Raw genomic sequence first — 15,313 nt, forward strand, 5'->3', positions numbered from 1 at the left:
AATAAGCTTCTTACCAGAAGTATTTGCAATCCTAAGAAAGTACTTCTCAAATACCAGCATAGAGAGAGTTAGCAATAGGACACAGTAGTTCCGGTTCATGTTTGGCATAACCCCGCTGTAATAACCAATACCACTGACCTTCAGAGGCTGGGGCCAATCCAGTATCTACATAACCTGCCAGGTGTAAAACGGGGAGTAAAGATGGCAGTACATCATTGATACTTATGCTCAGATGAATCAATCTATTGAGTGGCAAATAGGCGATTTCTCTGACACTACCCAGTGACGCGTCCGTCAGAATCACATCGACTCGATTACCTTGGGCAGAAATTTGTAATGGAAAGGCATTATTGCGAGTAGGCGCTTGCGGTGTTGTACCAAATAAGCCAATCAGAGAATTAAGCCAGCCAATGTGACCGAATACTGTCAGACAATGTGGTAGAGGGCGAGGTTGTAATGGCAGCACCCCCAAAATGATGCTTTCCCGAGCATTATGACCAAAAGGCGAGTCAACGTAGTCTAGCAGTAATCCAATTGAGTGAAATCCGAGTGTGTGAGCTAACTGTTGAGTTCGGGGGTGGCTTGACACCATTTTAATGCTCAGAGTGGTCAATGCCCGATGATAAGCATAATTAAACAGATGCTTACTTAGGCGGGTTGCGACGCCTCTTCCCCTGACCGAAGGATGAACAACAACAAACGCTAATTCAGCACTTTTCGAATCCATACCAAACCATAAAATGGCATGGCCGACAATTTTCTCTTCCCAAATGGCAACTGCCGAACACCACTTTCCTTGGTCATTGTGGTAGCGAATCATTGATGGCATATAAATATCGGGATAGACATAGTGTTCGCCATATACCGTTCTGAATAATGTACAAATACCTTCCGCGTCTTCCTCCAGAAAATCACGGATATTAATGATATTTTGCTGTGTCATTCCGAGCTTCCCACCTGAGCCTGATAGTTTCGACAGTCAATTACACGCTGTAGTTTTCCAGTACGGGGATGTAGCTTAAGATCAGTTTGCCTACACCACTGAACAGATACGACCAACTGACCGTGTTGGATCAAGCTGGTAATTGATGCGTCTCTTTTCTGAAGATGACGAATCAGCACCTCGGAATTATCGCTGTTCCCTGGGAAAGCAATACATATCGTGAGATTATCACAGCCACCAAACTGTTCGATCAGTAACTGCCAGTAACAGTTACCGAGCTGCTCACTAATTAGTGTATTGATTTCATCAGGGAAAAGTGATGCATAACCCACTCGCAGGCGGTGCCCAAAGCTACTTCGTCCTTGCAGGATGAACTTACGGTTTTTGCTACCTTGCGGCTCCACCCAAGCTGCAATATCGCCTACCGGATAGCGAATCATAGGCATAAGAGTACGAGTCAGGTTAGTGATAACCAGCATACCGGAACTATGGGTATCACAAATGGGTTCTTTCGTGATTACGCGCGAAAGTCACTAGTTGCTCAGGGCTCAGTATAATTTTCTGATTAAGTGTGTCGGTAAGGTGCATTGTCGTAGCATTCGTTTGGTTGGTGTTGGATTTTGTCATAATCAAGTTTTTCTCTTCATTCATTCTGCCTATGGATAAATTCATCGGTTTTATTCTTAACGCCGCTTGTCTATCACTAAGGGTTTTTTTCCACTGTGGGGATGTCGTTCAAATTGCGCGAGTGGTCGGCTACAGACGTCTAGCTTAAGAAGATCCCCGTCCAGAGCAGTGATTAAGTCTGCATCCATACAGATTTTTCTACGCACACTGTCGGCATCACCGTCAACCAACAGGCGAATAAGTTCGCATCCACAAGAGGAGTATTCGAGAATAAACTGCACAGGGACATTAGCTAATTTGGCCAACTGTTGAGGTTGAATGAACAGAGTACCGATGCGAATCAGGTCGCCGTGACGCCCCAGCAGTTCGAAGCGTGGGCTGGTAACACCACAAGCACATTCCCCCTCGATCCAGCGGCCTATATCACCTATTTCGTAGCGAATGATCTTTTGTCCTTCGCGGGTTATTGATGTAAACAACATACGCCCAGACTCACCTGGCGCTACAGGTTCATCGTGATCCAAATCAACTATTTCCAGCCATTGGATATCAGTCATTAGATGAAATATGCCTTTTGGACTGGAAGTGCAGGCATGCCCAAGAGGGCCAGCATCAACTGAACCGTAGAGAGCCGAACAAATAGTATTGATACCGAAGCCTGTGAGAAACGTATGCTGGGTTGATCCCATATGCTCTCCGGCCAACATTAGCTTTTTGATCCCGCCGTATGCACGTAGCGTTTCATCTTCGCTCAGGAAGAGCTGATAAATGGTGCCGGGCATGCCGATCAGTGTGTCAATTTGTTGATTCACTATAAGTTGGGCGATGTCGCTATAGTTGCCATCATGAGGCCCCCCCATGGGATATTGGGGGACTTCCAACTGATTTAGAACAGTGAATAAACTCAACAAACCACCATACAGATTACCGCCATACATTAGGTTGAGAACCCTGTCGCTTGCGGGATTCAGCCCGGCAGCGAACAAGCCGTCTGCGGCAGCTTGCATTTGGCTGTGGTAATCGCGGTAGGTAAACCCGGAAAGCTTTGGTGTACCGCTACTACCTCCACTGCGAAAGAAAAGCTGAGCACAGGGTTGCATGGCGCTGTTCTGAAAATCGGTCTTGTCCATAATAGGGTGGTCTTGAAATATAGCGGGAGCCGGTTGATTAAGATTAAGAGTGGCTTGTCGTGGCAGCATATTCGTCGCGAGTGTCACTGATACTCGACGGGCCAGTCGGGTAAGAGCATAGACACCATCATGTGGCTCCCCGGCATAGCTCTCGTGCATCTTTTGTAATGAGGTAATGCGGTCAACACCCGCAGCCAACATTAAGTGACTTAGTGTTGTAATATGCCCAGTAGAAACTGCGAGACCACAGGTTTGTAAACGAGTACGCCAAGGGTGTAGTGCCTGAAGTAGCATTTGTTGCGGTAAAGGACGCAGCAAAACTGTGCGAAATAGCGGTGAAGGCTCGATGGCAGAAACATGCTTCCAGATAATACGCCAATTATCACCAGCCCAGATTTTGCCTGGTATATCAGCAAATACTTCATCCATGCGAGTAAAGGCTAGACAGGTAGTGATGTCTGCGGCTTCTTGTTGATTTGGTATCAACGGAGACCATTGTTTCTGACGGTGCAGCATAGCCTGTGCCAGTTGATTGCCAACATTTCGCAAGATATTGGCATCATCGCTATCGACAAAAACAATTTGTGGGCTAGAACATGCTTGCTGATCAAAACGGCAGATTTCATCGGCCAATGCCTCGAAGATATGAGCATCAAGGATATTGTGTTCCAGATAGGCAAAACTGATCTTATGGCCCCACTCTATCCAGCGGCATCCTGCGGGTAATTGTTTGCGGATGGCTTCAAGTGCTGTATCGCCTCCCCAGGCAGATACACCATCGGCATACGTCAATAATTGTGGCAGCTCGTCTATCTTGGCTGGCAATACTGCAACGAAATTAGCGAGCTCGCCGGAGTCATCACAATTAAGAAACGCTTGCAGTAGCTGGATATTAATACCTTGTTCACTGGAGCTTGGGCGCAGCCAATTGATATTGCCTACGAGTAGACTTTCCAGAATAGCGAAAAACGGCAGTAACGGAGCATTGCTGGGTGTAATATGTACGACAACACCGAGTGGCCTCCAACTTTCAAAATGTGGTTCGCAGAAATTGATGCGGCGTAACGAAAAAGGGTTGCTACCTAGTTCACGTTCGATTTTACAGCACAGGGCATCAGGATGACAAAAAGCGATAATTTCCTGCCGTACCCCTTCATCCAGATCCGGTAGCAACGCATTATCATTTAATCGCTTAATAAAGTGTTCGGCACACTTAATGACTGTTTCGGGTTTGCATGGTCGGGATAGATGGATAGCCAGACGATGCGTCAGCATAGAAATGGCTTGTTCAAGTGTAAGCGATTTATAGATTTGGCTTTGTATGAGATACATACTCAAAACTCCTGAATTAGTTCAGATGCCGCGAGAGCACAACTGCGGGATTTGTGGGCACTTGCGCGGCCAAATAGCTCGAACCAGTCGGTTTGAATACCACAACCACAGGCTTCAGCGCGGTGTAGCACCGCAAGGTCACTCATGACCACACTATGAGCAGGGCTGGAAGTTATATAGGGCGATATAAACTGGATAAAACCAAGCTGCCCATAATCTTGCACGTCAAAAGTTGTGGTATCACGAACATATGCTTTGGCGTAAACCGGCACATGGAAATGATGGTTTGGGCATTCAACGTAGGGTACGCAATGTTCAACTGAACCATAACCATCACGGCAACGAGTTTCAGGAATACCTAGCTGCTCACTTAACCGGGCGTACAATCTGGTTTTAGGAATCTCCTTATCAGCATGTGTTTTCCACCCACCGCCAAAGAAGGCTAATGAGTCGGGTGATAGCCTCAGTTCAGGTAGGCCCATTTCACGCATGCGTTCTAGCGCAAACCACATAAAAGCAGGGAATCCCAATATGCGTACCGGCTCACCTTCTTCAGCAAATTCTTGCAAAGCACGAATGACGCCGAAAGAATCAAATTCGTGACTTTTTCCTGTTTGGCGTAGAGCATAAACGACGCGTTTAACTGGCGCATATTTGCAGATAAATTGGTCGGTATAGGCGGTGCCGAGGGTGATGGCACCCGCAGGCTCGTAGCTCAAAAGCAAGTAATTACAGGGGGTGTCGAGGGTTTCCCAGCCATAATAGCGGAAGATATGGTCAACCATATTTTGAGCCGCATCCATACTACGTTTGTCATAGCACATTCGGCTTTTTTGGCCTGTAGTGCCAGATGATGTTAGTTCCAAAGCGCCTTCGCCTGACTTGCTTAACAACAAATGTCGCTTGAAATAATTAGCAAAAATAGGGGGCAGTTGTGACCAGTCTTGAGGGGCTGCTATCTCATTGGGATCAAAACCGTTGTGGGATAGCCATCGGGCATAATTTGGGGTATGAACAAGGTGGTACGCCACTATTTCGCGCATGGCAGTATCAAATAGTCGATCTGCATCAACGCCGGATAAAGAGGGTTGTTCGAGTCCACATAGCATATTTACACTGGTGAGATTTATCACATCAATCTTCCTTGATAATTGAATGAAAAAGTTTGTTGTCAGCAGATCAGCCAATCAGATTTTCCCGACTCGGGCTACAAAGGTATAAAATGGGTAGTGCGGCGGCAAAAGCCGAGAAGGTAGCTCCTATAATATAAGCTTCAAGACTATTGCCAGCACCAAGAGTCGTAAGGAGGATGCTACCAAGGCCAAAAATAGCGACCGATATCATTCCAAGCATTGCGGAGACAGTACCTTTGCCGCTATCACTTGAAAATAGTGTGATTCTATATAGGGTGGCATTGCAGATGCCGAGGCCGAAAGCATAAATCGATAGCCCGGTAATAAGCGCAATGACATGATCGGTAATAAGAATCGTGACTAATGCGAAAGCCAATCCGCACAAAACTGGAAGTAATGCCATACGCAGCAATTGTTCAATTGAGAAGTGTTTAATTGTATAATTCAGGGCAAAATTGCCTGCGATTAATGCACCAAATACGGGAAATTGCCACAGTGCATATTCGGTCATGCTCATACCAAGGTTGTGTACAAGCAGCAGTGGAGACAGCGCTATCCAGGCGAATATAGGTAGGCCAATTAGACCAAGAGCTATGCTGCCCGACATAAAGCGCCGATTGTACAACAGGTCGAGATAGGCTTTGATGATGCTGCCAACCTGTAGCGGCTGCAGGGGCAGCTTACTTCCGTCCTTGCGAATCACTCCAATGGTTTCAGGCATTAACCAGAATAATCCCATCCAAACTAATGCGGCGAGTACGGCAATTAAGATAAACAGCATGCGCCATGTCATAAACGACAGAAGTGCACTTCCTATTAGCGGACCAAGCAAAGGAGAAAGAAGTGCTATGTTTGAGAAAATGGCCATTAAACGCACGGCATCCGATTCTGCAAAACATTCTTGAAGTGCAGGGTAACTAACCACGATAACAAATCCTAACCCAATGCCCTGAATGAAACGCAAGGCGATAAACAGGCGGATATCATTAACCCAATAAGTAGCTAAACACGCCATGGTAAACATCATGCAACCAAATAGCAGTAAAGGGCGGCGGCCAACGCGGTCAGAAAGGGGGCCAATAAGCCATTGGAAAGCAACTCCACCCAGCAGATAGGCATTGAGAGATAGAGGAACGTAGCTATTTTCAGCCTGCAAATCAGAGACGACGTTCAGCATGCCTGGCATGATAACATCGCTACCCACATAGGTGAGGAGTTCGAACAAAGAAAGCAGTAGGCAAAATAATAATGCACGATAGGGCGAAATAGGGAGTAATGAATTAGGCATTAACTATCCAGAAAATTGTATATTAAGTCGCCACAAACTATATGTTATTTTATAATTTCACTGTCCTTATAAATAATGAAAAAAATTTTTTATATTAGCTTGGTGGGAGTGAAGCTGCGATTTGACGAGCCCTGCCCTGAAAATTGTGTAAATACCTATATTCCTATGAGGGGAACAGTACTTAGCGTAGGTTTTCGCCCGTTGGCCCTCATACCCCTAAATCAGTCGGCGTATTCGCAGGGGTCGCCACCGTCGATTTCACCGGCAGAATAGTATGCCCGGCGAGGGCTGCGGGTACCTCGACAGCCTGCGCCCATAAAGAGGTACTGAACGCGATACTACTGGCCAGCAGTGCCAAGCGGAATTTACTCATATGCATGTTAAGTCCCCTAATTGTTTTTATTGCCCAAAGGTAAAAAGCAATTTCACTATAGGGAGCGGGAATGACAGAAATATTATCCCTGTTATTCTTTATGATTGAGGCATAATCACTATGAGTATTATTAATTTCGTATTCATTCGCAAAAAGGTCATCCATGATGAAAGATAACGAATATCAGCCACCGAAAGTCTGGACAGAAAACAACGCCAGCGGCGGTGTGTGGTCGAAAATCAACCGCCCGACGGCGGGTGCCAGATATGAAGCTAGCCTACCTATTGGTAAACACCCATTGCAGCTGTATTCCATGGGGACGCCGAATGGTCAGAAGGTCACCATTCTGCTGGAGGAGTTGTTGGCTTTGGGCGAAAAAGGTGCGGAATATGATGCTCATCTGATTCGTATCGGCGAGGGTGATCAGTTCTCAAGTGGTTTTGTTGCCGTCAATCCAAATTCAAAGATCCCAGCCTTGATGGACCATTCAACCACCCCGCCGATCAGGGTATTTGAATCTGGTGCTATTTTGCTTTATTTAGCAGATAAATTCGGCCATTTCCTGCCAAAATCGCCTGCGGCAAGAACCGAAGCGCTCAATTGGCTGTTTTGGTTACAGGGCGCAGCCCCCTATTTAGGCGGCGGTTTCGGTCATTTTTATCACTATGCACCGGTAAAAATCGAATACGCCATCGACCGTTTCACCATGGAAGCCAAACGTCAGCTCGATTTGCTCAATACACAGCTCGCGACTCATGAATATATCGCCGGTGATGAGTATTCTATTGCGGATATTGCTATCTGGCCGTGGTATGGCAATTTGGTGTTGGGTTTGCAATATGAGGCGGGTGAATTCCTGGATGTGAAATCCTATCCCCACCTAATACGTTGGACTGAAACTATTGCCAAGCGCCCTGCGGTACAGCGCGGCCGTATCGTCAATAAAACCTGGGGTGCAGCAGAAGAACAGTTAGCTGAACGTCATGATGCTTCCGATTTTGACCACTTATAACTGACTTTTCTTAATCAAGAACATCGCCCTAACGCCCTATTCTCACCGGGTTTTAGGGCGGTTATTTAGCCAGATCGTTTGATGCCCAGCCGCTTAGCAAGACGGTGCAGGTTGCCGGTGTCAAGCTCAAGAGCGCGAGCACAAGCCGACCAATTCATCCCCTTTTCTTTTAGCACCTTAGTTATTAATTGCCGCTGAAAATCACGGGTGGCAGATTGTAAATTTTGCGGGGCTATATTTTTATCATCGCTAAATATCTCGTGTGAAATACTCGGCGCTGCTGACGCGACAATATTAAATAAGTCAGGATATAAAAAGTATGACTCTGCCGGATGTTGTGAGGCGCGAGCTAATACCGCCGCGCGGTAAATAGCATGTTCCAGCTCACGGACATTCCCCGGCCAACGGTAATTTTCAAGCATAGCCAATGTCGCTGGCGGAATACCTAATTGCTTGATGGCTAATTTCTTTCTTATTCGCTCAACAAAAAATCCCGCCAGTAGAATGATATCCCCTTTTCTTTCTCTCAGTGGCGGAACATGTAACGGGAATACACTGAGCCGGTGGAACAAATCAACGCGAAAACGCCCTTCGATAACAGCTTGTTTCAGGTCACAGTTAGTGGCTGCAATAATACGCACATTGACCCGCTTGGTGCTGTCATCACCCACTCTTTGTAAGTCACCATATTGGATAACACGCAGCAATTTGGCCTGAAGCACCAAAGAAAGTTCGCCAATTTCGTCCAGAAAAAGGGTTCCATTATCAGCAATTTCAAATTTGCCGGTTCTGTCATGTATCGCACCGGTAAAAGCGCCCTTAACATGACCAAACAATTCACTCTCGGCCACATTTTCCGGTAATGCCGCACAGTTTAAATAGATAAGCGCGTTGGTCGCTCTGGGGGATAAATGGTGAATTGCCTTGGCAACCAGTTCTTTCCCTACCCCGGTTTCGCCGGTGATCAACACATTCAATTCTGATCCGGCAACGACTTCGATTTCATGCTTAAGTTGCAGTATCAACGGCGAAAGGCCAATCATCTCATCTTCTGAATGTTGAACTATCTGCTTGTGGATATTTAAAGAGCTGACTGTGGGCACAGCTTGTTTTTCTAAAACATCCACTAACAGCGCATTATTCAGTGCTGAGGAGGCCAATACTCCAATCAGTTTCAGCTCTTCATCACTAAATCTGTCAAATTGAGCAGGATTCATACTGTCGAAAGTCAACGCACCGATAAGTTCTTGATCAGCAAATAAAGGTAAACCAATGCAGGCATGAACTTTAAGTTCATCATGGCCAGGGATCAAGCCGTCGTAAGGGTCAGGAAGGTGGCTGTCCGTGGGGAAACGCACCACATTACCGGCGCGAGCAATAGCTTCTAGCCGAGGATGAGATGACAGCGAAAAACGTCTTCCCAACACATCGGGTGATAGGCCATCAATCGCTAGTGGGCGAAACAATTGATGTTCATAACGCAACAGCGCCGAAGCATCACATTGTAATAATTGCCTTAAGCTGCTGATTAATTTTTGAAAACGGTCCTGCCCAGATAAACCGCTTTGTAGCTCAATGGCTATTTGAGCGAGCGATTGAATGGATAAACTCATGTATTGTCATTCCGACACTGTATTGGTCTTTATGACAATAATCCGATAGTGTCCAAATGACAAACGTTAAATTTTAAATCAATAAAATCAATTGGATAAATACTGGCATGCTCTTTGCTATTTATAGTGAGGTTCTTCATTCACTTTAGTAAGGAACGGTTCATGGCCATTCAGGTTAAAAATAATATTAAATGGGTTGGGCAGCGTGATTGGGAAGTGCGTGATTTTCATGGTACCGAATATAAAACCCTTAAAGGCACGAGCTACAACAGCTATTTGATCCGCGAAGGAAAAAACGTGCTGATTGATACCGTCGACCAGAAATTTGGCCGCGATTTTGTGGCTAACTTAGAGCGGGAAATCGATCTGCATGCGCTTGATTACATTATTATTAACCATGCAGAAGAAGACCACGCCGGTGCATTAACCGAGTTAATGGCGCGTATCCCCCACATTCCGATTTATTGCACCACAAATGCTATCGATTCTATTAATGGGCATCATCATCATCCTGAATGGAATTTCATCACGGTCAAAACGGGTGACACACTGGATATCGGTAATGGTAAACAACTGATTTTTGTTGAAACACCTATGTTGCACTGGCCTGACAGCATGATGACTTACATCACTGGCGATGCAGTGCTGTTTAGTAATGATGCTTTTGGCCAGCACTATTGTGACGAGCATTTGTTCAATGATGAAGTGGACCAAATTGAACTGTATGAGCAATGCGCCCGCTATTATGCCAATATTTTGACGCCTTTCAGCCGGTTAGTCACACCCAAGATCAATGAAATCCTTGGCTTCAACCTGCCGGTATCCATGATTGCCACCTCTCATGGTGTGGTGTGGCGGGATAATCCCACCCAAATTGTCGCCAAATACCTGGAGTGGGCAGCTGATTATCAAGAAGACCGTATCACCATTTTCTATGACACCATGTCAAACAACACCCGGATGATGGCCGACGCTATTGCTCAGGGGATTCATGAAACCGACCCCGCTGTTGCTGTGAAAATCTACAATATTGCTCGCCATGATAAGAATGAAATACTGACACAGGTATTCCGCTCTAAAGGTGTGTTAGTCGGCTCCTCAACCATGAACAATGTGATGATGCCCAAAATTGCCGGCATGCTTGAAGAACTGGCCGGACTGCGATTCCGTAATAAAAAAGCGGCGGCTTTTGGCAGTTTTGGTTGGACGGGCGGCGCGGTTGACCGGATTCAAACTCGTCTGATGGATGCCGGATTTGATATTTCGCTCTCACTAAAAATGAAATGGCGACCGGACAATGATGGGTTGGACGAATGCCGCGAACATGGGCGCAAGATTGCCCGCGAATGGGCCTTACATCCGTTGAATAACAGCACATTGCTTGATGTCGAAACTCCATCCATTAATACAGAAAGTCGTTCCATTAATACAGAAAGTACATCTGCTGCACCTCTGGATCTGGGTATTTCAATGCAATGCAGTGTGTGCCAGTGGATATATGACCCCGCACTGGGTGAGCCGCTTCAAGATGTTAAACCGGGAACCTGCTGGGATGATGTGCCGGATTTCTTCCTCTGCCCAGAATGTGGGTTGGGCAAATCTGTTTTTGATCCACTCTAAAGGAGGCGGCCATGGTAGAGAATATTGTGATTGTCGGTTCAGGATTTGCTGCTCGCCAGGTGGTAAAAAACATCCGCAAACTCGACTCACAGATAGCAATCAATATGATCGCCGCTGATAGTGGCGTTGATTATAACAAACCGGATTTGAGTCATGTCTTTAGTCGTCAGCAAAGTGCTGACGACCTGACTCGCATGTCCGCTGAACAATTTGCGCAAGAGAATAACCTGACCTTGCACACCAAGACTCGAGTCACTGCCATTCAGCGACAGGAAAAGCAAATTTTATGTGGCCATCAGGTATTTCAATATCACAAGCTGGTATTGGCAACCGGGGCTACGGCAATGCTGCCACCAATCGCGGGTAATGAGTTGATATGCACATTTAACAGCCAAAATGAGTACCGATTGCATCAAGAGTTACTCCAAAAAGCCCGCCGTATCTTGGTATTAGGCGGCGGTTTAATCGGCGCGGAGCTGGCGATGGATTTACACCGCGCGGGTAAACGCGTCATTTTGGTGGATAAAGCCCACAGTTTGCTGGCCTCGGTCTTGCCAGTGGAAATTAGCAGCCGCTTGCAGCATAGCTTCAGTCAGATGGGCATTACCCTCGCCTTTAATAATCAGTTGAACAGCATTGAAAAAGTGGCGGATGGATTACGCGTCGTACTCCATTCCGGCCATAGCTATAGTGTTGATGCTGTTATTGCGGCAATGGGATTACAGCCGGAAACTGCTGTCGCGGCGGCGGCCGGGCTTAATATAGGACGTGGTATCAAGGTTAACCAACAGTTGCAAACCACGGATCCTAATATCTTTGCTATTGGCGATTGTGCTGAGATTGATGGGAAAGTGATGCCTTTTTTGCAACCCATATTGATGGGTGCCATGACTCTGGCGAAAAATCTATTAGGCGGTGCACATTGCCTTACGCTGCCAGCGATACTGGTTAAAGTCAAAACACCAGATTTGCCGTTATATTTCGCAGGTGAAACCCACCGACGTGACCTTAACTGGGAAATAAATCTCACGCCACAAGGAATAACTGCGCGCGCAACAGACAGCCAGCATCAGTTACGCGCTTTTGTGGTCAGTGAAGAGCAGACCCAACACGCATTTTCACTGCTACGTGAGTTAAGTCTTTAACCTTTAGGATGCTAACCCCCCACCGCCTGCGTAGGGGGTTTTTCCGGCAATTTTCATCACTTCAGCGCCCAACGTCACAAAGGGGGCGCGCCTGCTGGCATAGATAATCCCGCCCGCTTTGGCCCGCACCGCTTTGACTGTATCCGTTATTGGGTCAATGATTTCAGCGACCACTTCATCCTTAGCCACCCATTCACCCGGCTGACGCAATAACAACAGCAAGCCACTGGCTGGGGCATTAACTATCTCTCCCGCAGAAAACGGCAGCATTACCACCTCACGCTGTGGAATTTCAGGCTGTTCGCCGACAATCGCACCACGATGTTGTAAATATTGATAAATACGTTCGGCATCAGCACTGGCCAGCGAGTGACTGACATCTTGCTGTCCGCGCAATTCAACGGTCACCGCCATACAAGCTGGAGCCAGGTCAGGATAATGTGCCGTCAAGCGGTGCCACGGCAAGCCGCAGGCCTCATCAAAAGAACCGCCGCCGCTGTCTTGTGAAAGTAGCACAGTGTCGATATGCAAAAAACGCGCGAGAATACCCACTGACTCTCGCCAAGCCGGATCTGCGTACAGATGCAAAATAGCATGCTCGTCGCAGTGCAAGTCCAGCACCAGATCGGCATCGCAGGCCAGCATCAGCAAGTGTTGGCGCAAGGCATCCACTTCACTCCGTGCCGGTAAATCTTGCAATGCCGCTACCATGGCACGGCGAATTGGTTGCCGCAAATTCTCTTTTTCGCTTAATACGCCTGCGCCCAATTGCTGATGGACTAACTGAGCCAGATTGGGAAAATCACGATTAAAATTGCGTCCACTGACCAAATCAAAGCGGCCTATTCCACTGTTTAGCAGCACTTGCGCCATACCAACCGGGTTAGCGATTGGCACAATAATTATTTCACTCTGAATTTCTCCGCGCCGTTCCGCCTGACTCAGTAATCTTTTAAGATAATGTAATACCAGCATTCCGGGCAGTTCATCGGCATGTAGGCCAGCCTGTAAGTAGATTTTCTCGCCCACACCCGACTGGCCGAAATGAAAACTGGTTAATTGACGCTGCCCACTCAGGGCATGTTCAGGTAACTTATGGTTATTGATTTTCATTGGACGTCCTATCTGTGGAAAAGAAACCCCGGCTTGACCGAATTGACAAAAAAATCCTTGAAATCCTCAGCCAGGATGGTCGTATCTCTTATCAGAAGCTATCCGAGCAGGTCAATTTGACCGCCCGCCCCTGTCTGGAGCGGGTTCGGCTGCTGGAACGCGCCGGTATTATCCGTGGCTACAGCGCGATTATTGAGCTGCCGGAACCTGAGCATGCCTTTGTTATCCAAGCACAAATTGCCTTGGCCGACCACGGACACTCACAGGCGGCTTTCGAGCAAGAAGTGCGTAAAACGCCCGAAGTGCTGGATTGCTGGTTGGTCGGCGGTAGCTTTGATTTTTTGGTGCGCATTGGGTGCCGCAACATGGAGCATTACCGACTATTGGCCGACACTTGGCTAACCAGCAAAAAATTCCGCGTCGATAAAATCGTCACCATCACTGAGTTACAAGCTATCAAACGCGCTTAACACGGTTAAAAATGCTTAAAGCTGGTTTGCCCGCCGAATTCAATCATGGCGGGCAAAGGCTAGCCAGCGCCGTTCCGCGCGCGAAAACAAGAAAATCAAGATAAAGGTACACAGCAAATAAAGCGCCGCCGCCATTAAAAACGGAATAAATGGCGAATAAGTGGTGGCATAGAAAGCCCGTGCCACGCCAGTGATATCGAGCAAGGTGACGGTGCTGGCCAGAGAGGTGGCATGCAGCAAGAACACCATTTCGTTATTCAACGCCGGAATACCACGGCGTAATGTCGCCGGTAACACTAATCGGCGAATGATTTGCCACTGACTCATACCGAACGCTTCGCCAGCCACCCACTCCTGACGCGGAAAAGTCACCATCATGCCGGCCAATAATTCCGCGACATAAGCACTGGTATTGAGCACCAAGGCCAGTGTGGCGCAGAAAGTGGCATCCCGAAATAGCAGCCAGAAAGGTTGGTCGTCCTGCCAACCCAACTGCACAATATCAAACTGCGACAGACCATAGTAGATAAGCATGAGTTGCAGATAGAGCGGCGTGCTACGAAAGAAGTAAGTCACACTGCGGATAAGCCAAGCCAGCGGGCGTGGGCCAAATGCTTGCCCGACCGCCATCACTAGCGCCAGTAATAAGCCAGGAAACACCGAGAGTAAAAACAGTTTGGCCGTCATCGCCAGACCCGTGGTATCAGAGCCGTCGCTGTAGAGAAATGTCGGGACTGCTTCCAATATGGTTTGCAGATTCATCAGCGCGCCCTCGCCGCAGTTGAAGTCGACAGCGCATAACGCCGCGCCAACAGACTAAAGCCCCAACTGGACAACGCAGTAATGGCCATGTAAATCATCGCCACCAGGAAGTAAAACAGGAAAGGTTTTTGTGTCGCGCGCCCTGCCTGCTCGGCCAGCCACACCATATCTTCCAATCCCAGAATGGATATCAAGGCCGAAGCTTTCATCAGACCGAGCCAGTTATTATTGATGCCGGGAATGGCAAAACTGAGCATTTGCGGCAGCATAATGCGCCGGAACACCTGACCGGGGCGCATGCCGTAAGCCATTGCGGCTTCCAACTGACCACGATCGACTGTTTGAAAAGCACCACGGAAGGTTTCCGTGTAATAAGCACCAAAGACAATGCCGATGGCCAGTACACCGGAAATAAAAGTATTGAAGCGAACCGGCCCCAATCCCAACAGGCCGAGAAAACCATTCACCAGCATTTCGCCGCCAAAAAATAGCAGCAGCATAATCACCAGTTCAGGAATGCCGCGCACTAAGGTGGTGTAACCTGTTGATATCCAACGTAACCAGCGTGGGCCAAACAGCTTGATAACCGCATTGATCAGGCCGAGTGTGAGTGCGACAGCCAGTGATAGCAGCATCACGCACAGTGATAACCCCGCCCCTTGTGCCAGTAACGGCAAATAGTCTGTGACCATTATTGACCTCCCGAGGCTAACCAACGGCAACCGGGCATGGGTGCCATTGCCCGGTGCTCG

Annotated in this window: 13 protein-coding genes and 1 pseudogene; 4 read left to right on the forward strand and 10 right to left on the reverse strand. The window is 47.6% G+C overall.

Annotated features, from left to right (window positions below; all coding sequences use genetic code 11):
- Nucleotides 1–46: 46 nt before the first annotated feature.
- The 6 genes and pseudogenes from DXZ79_RS10485 to DXZ79_RS20950 form a co-directional block, all read right to left on the reverse strand.
- Nucleotides 47–943 carry a GNAT family N-acetyltransferase gene (locus tag DXZ79_RS10485; protein WP_038632875.1) on the reverse strand — a complete coding sequence of 299 codons (897 nt, stop codon included), beginning with the start codon at nt 941–943 and terminating at the stop codon, nt 47–49.
- Complete coding sequence (locus DXZ79_RS10490; RefSeq protein WP_120011265.1) at nt 940–1,422, reverse strand: phenylacetate--CoA ligase family protein; 483 nt, start codon at nt 1,420–1,422, stop codon at nt 940–942. The genes DXZ79_RS10485 and DXZ79_RS10490 overlap by 4 nt, the downstream gene beginning before the upstream one ends.
- Nucleotides 1,423–1,626: 204 nt before the next feature.
- Entirely contained in the window at nt 1,627–4,032 is a 2,406-nt protein-coding gene (locus tag DXZ79_RS10495) for an aldehyde dehydrogenase family protein (RefSeq protein ID WP_120011266.1), read from the reverse strand.
- A 2-nt stretch (nt 4,033–4,034) separates the two neighbouring features.
- The gene (locus DXZ79_RS10500; RefSeq protein ID WP_244942278.1) at nt 4,035–5,219 is read right to left on the reverse strand and encodes a LuxE/PaaK family acyltransferase; all 1,185 of its coding nucleotides are present in this window, start codon (nt 5,217–5,219) and stop codon (nt 4,035–4,037) included.
- Nucleotides 5,212–6,453, reverse strand: coding sequence for an MdfA family multidrug efflux MFS transporter (locus DXZ79_RS10505; RefSeq protein WP_038632866.1), 1,242 nt, complete (start codon nt 6,451–6,453; stop codon nt 5,212–5,214). The genes DXZ79_RS10500 and DXZ79_RS10505 overlap by 8 nt, the downstream gene beginning before the upstream one ends.
- 217 nt (nt 6,454–6,670) lie before the next feature.
- Nucleotides 6,671–6,991, reverse strand: a pseudogene (locus DXZ79_RS20950) (esterase-like activity of phytase family protein); the annotation flags it as partial.
- 1 nt (nt 6,992) lies between these two features.
- Between DXZ79_RS20950 and yghU the strand changes: the two are divergent.
- On the forward strand, nt 6,993–7,838 hold the full coding sequence (yghU, locus tag DXZ79_RS10515) for a glutathione-dependent disulfide-bond oxidoreductase (protein ID WP_038632864.1): 846 nt from the start codon (nt 6,993–6,995) through the stop codon (nt 7,836–7,838).
- A gap of 65 nt (nt 7,839–7,903) precedes the next feature.
- On the opposite strand, the gene norR is transcribed toward yghU, so the two are convergent.
- Nucleotides 7,904–9,451, reverse strand: coding sequence for a nitric oxide reductase transcriptional regulator NorR (norR, locus tag DXZ79_RS10520; RefSeq protein WP_038632861.1), 1,548 nt, complete (start codon nt 9,449–9,451; stop codon nt 7,904–7,906).
- 162 nt (nt 9,452–9,613) lie between these two features.
- Between norR and norV the strand changes: the two genes are divergently transcribed.
- Together norV and norW are read left to right on the forward strand one after the other, a co-directional pair.
- Nucleotides 9,614–11,071, forward strand: coding sequence for an anaerobic nitric oxide reductase flavorubredoxin (gene norV / locus DXZ79_RS10525; RefSeq protein ID WP_038632858.1), 1,458 nt, complete (start codon nt 9,614–9,616; stop codon nt 11,069–11,071).
- 11 nt (nt 11,072–11,082) lie between these two features.
- Complete coding sequence (gene norW, locus DXZ79_RS10530) at nt 11,083–12,216, forward strand: NADH:flavorubredoxin reductase NorW (RefSeq protein WP_038632854.1); 1,134 nt, start codon at nt 11,083–11,085, stop codon at nt 12,214–12,216.
- A 3-nt stretch (nt 12,217–12,219) separates the two neighbouring features.
- On the opposite strand, the gene DXZ79_RS10535 is transcribed toward norW, so the two are convergent.
- Entirely contained in the window at nt 12,220–13,329 is a 1,110-nt protein-coding gene (locus DXZ79_RS10535; RefSeq protein WP_038632851.1) for a succinylglutamate desuccinylase/aspartoacylase family protein, read from the reverse strand.
- A 14-nt stretch (nt 13,330–13,343) separates the two neighbouring features.
- Here DXZ79_RS10535 and DXZ79_RS10540 point away from each other — a divergent pair, with 14 nt between their 5' ends.
- Nucleotides 13,344–13,799: an Lrp/AsnC family transcriptional regulator gene (locus DXZ79_RS10540; protein WP_005165550.1), complete on the forward strand. Its 456-nt coding sequence runs from the start codon at nt 13,344–13,346 to the stop codon at nt 13,797–13,799.
- Nucleotides 13,800–13,838: 39 nt separating this feature from the next.
- On the opposite strand, the gene DXZ79_RS10545 is transcribed toward DXZ79_RS10540, so the two are convergent.
- Nucleotides 13,839–14,561, reverse strand: coding sequence for an ABC transporter permease (locus DXZ79_RS10545; protein WP_038632848.1), 723 nt, complete (start codon nt 14,559–14,561; stop codon nt 13,839–13,841).
- Nucleotides 14,561–15,253, reverse strand: a complete 693-nt coding sequence (locus DXZ79_RS10550) for an ABC transporter permease (protein ID WP_038632845.1) — start codon at nt 15,251–15,253, stop codon at nt 14,561–14,563. Before DXZ79_RS10550 ends, DXZ79_RS10545 begins: the two co-directional genes overlap by 1 nt.
- Between the last annotated feature and the right edge of the window lie 60 nt (nt 15,254–15,313).

Origin of the sequence: Yersinia rochesterensis (genome assembly GCF_003600645.1) — a bacterium.
GTDB classification, from domain to species: domain Bacteria; phylum Pseudomonadota; class Gammaproteobacteria; order Enterobacterales; family Enterobacteriaceae; genus Yersinia; species Yersinia rochesterensis.

Coding starts and splice junctions, on each gene's coding strand:
- DXZ79_RS10485 (WP_038632875.1), bottom strand. CDS start 943: ATGACACAGCAAAATATCATTAATATCCGTGATTTTCTGGAGGAAGAC.
- DXZ79_RS10490 (WP_120011265.1), bottom strand. CDS start 1,422: ATGCTGGTTATCACTAACCTGACTCGTACTCTTATGCCTATGATTCGC.
- DXZ79_RS10495 (WP_120011266.1), bottom strand. CDS start 4,032: ATGTATCTCATACAAAGCCAAATCTATAAATCGCTTACACTTGAACAA.
- DXZ79_RS10505 (WP_038632866.1), bottom strand. CDS start 6,453: ATGCCTAATTCATTACTCCCTATTTCGCCCTATCGTGCATTATTATTT.
- yghU (WP_038632864.1), top strand. CDS start 6,993: ATGAAAGATAACGAATATCAGCCACCGAAAGTCTGGACAGAAAACAAC.
- norR (WP_038632861.1), bottom strand. CDS start 9,451: ATGAGTTTATCCATTCAATCGCTCGCTCAAATAGCCATTGAGCTACAA.
- norV (WP_038632858.1), top strand. CDS start 9,614: ATGGCCATTCAGGTTAAAAATAATATTAAATGGGTTGGGCAGCGTGAT.
- norW (WP_038632854.1), top strand. CDS start 11,083: ATGGTAGAGAATATTGTGATTGTCGGTTCAGGATTTGCTGCTCGCCAG.
- DXZ79_RS10535 (WP_038632851.1), bottom strand. CDS start 13,329: ATGAAAATCAATAACCATAAGTTACCTGAACATGCCCTGAGTGGGCAG.
- DXZ79_RS10545 (WP_038632848.1), bottom strand. CDS start 14,561: ATGAATCTGCAAACCATATTGGAAGCAGTCCCGACATTTCTCTACAGC.
- DXZ79_RS10550 (WP_038632845.1), bottom strand. CDS start 15,253: ATGGTCACAGACTATTTGCCGTTACTGGCACAAGGGGCGGGGTTATCA.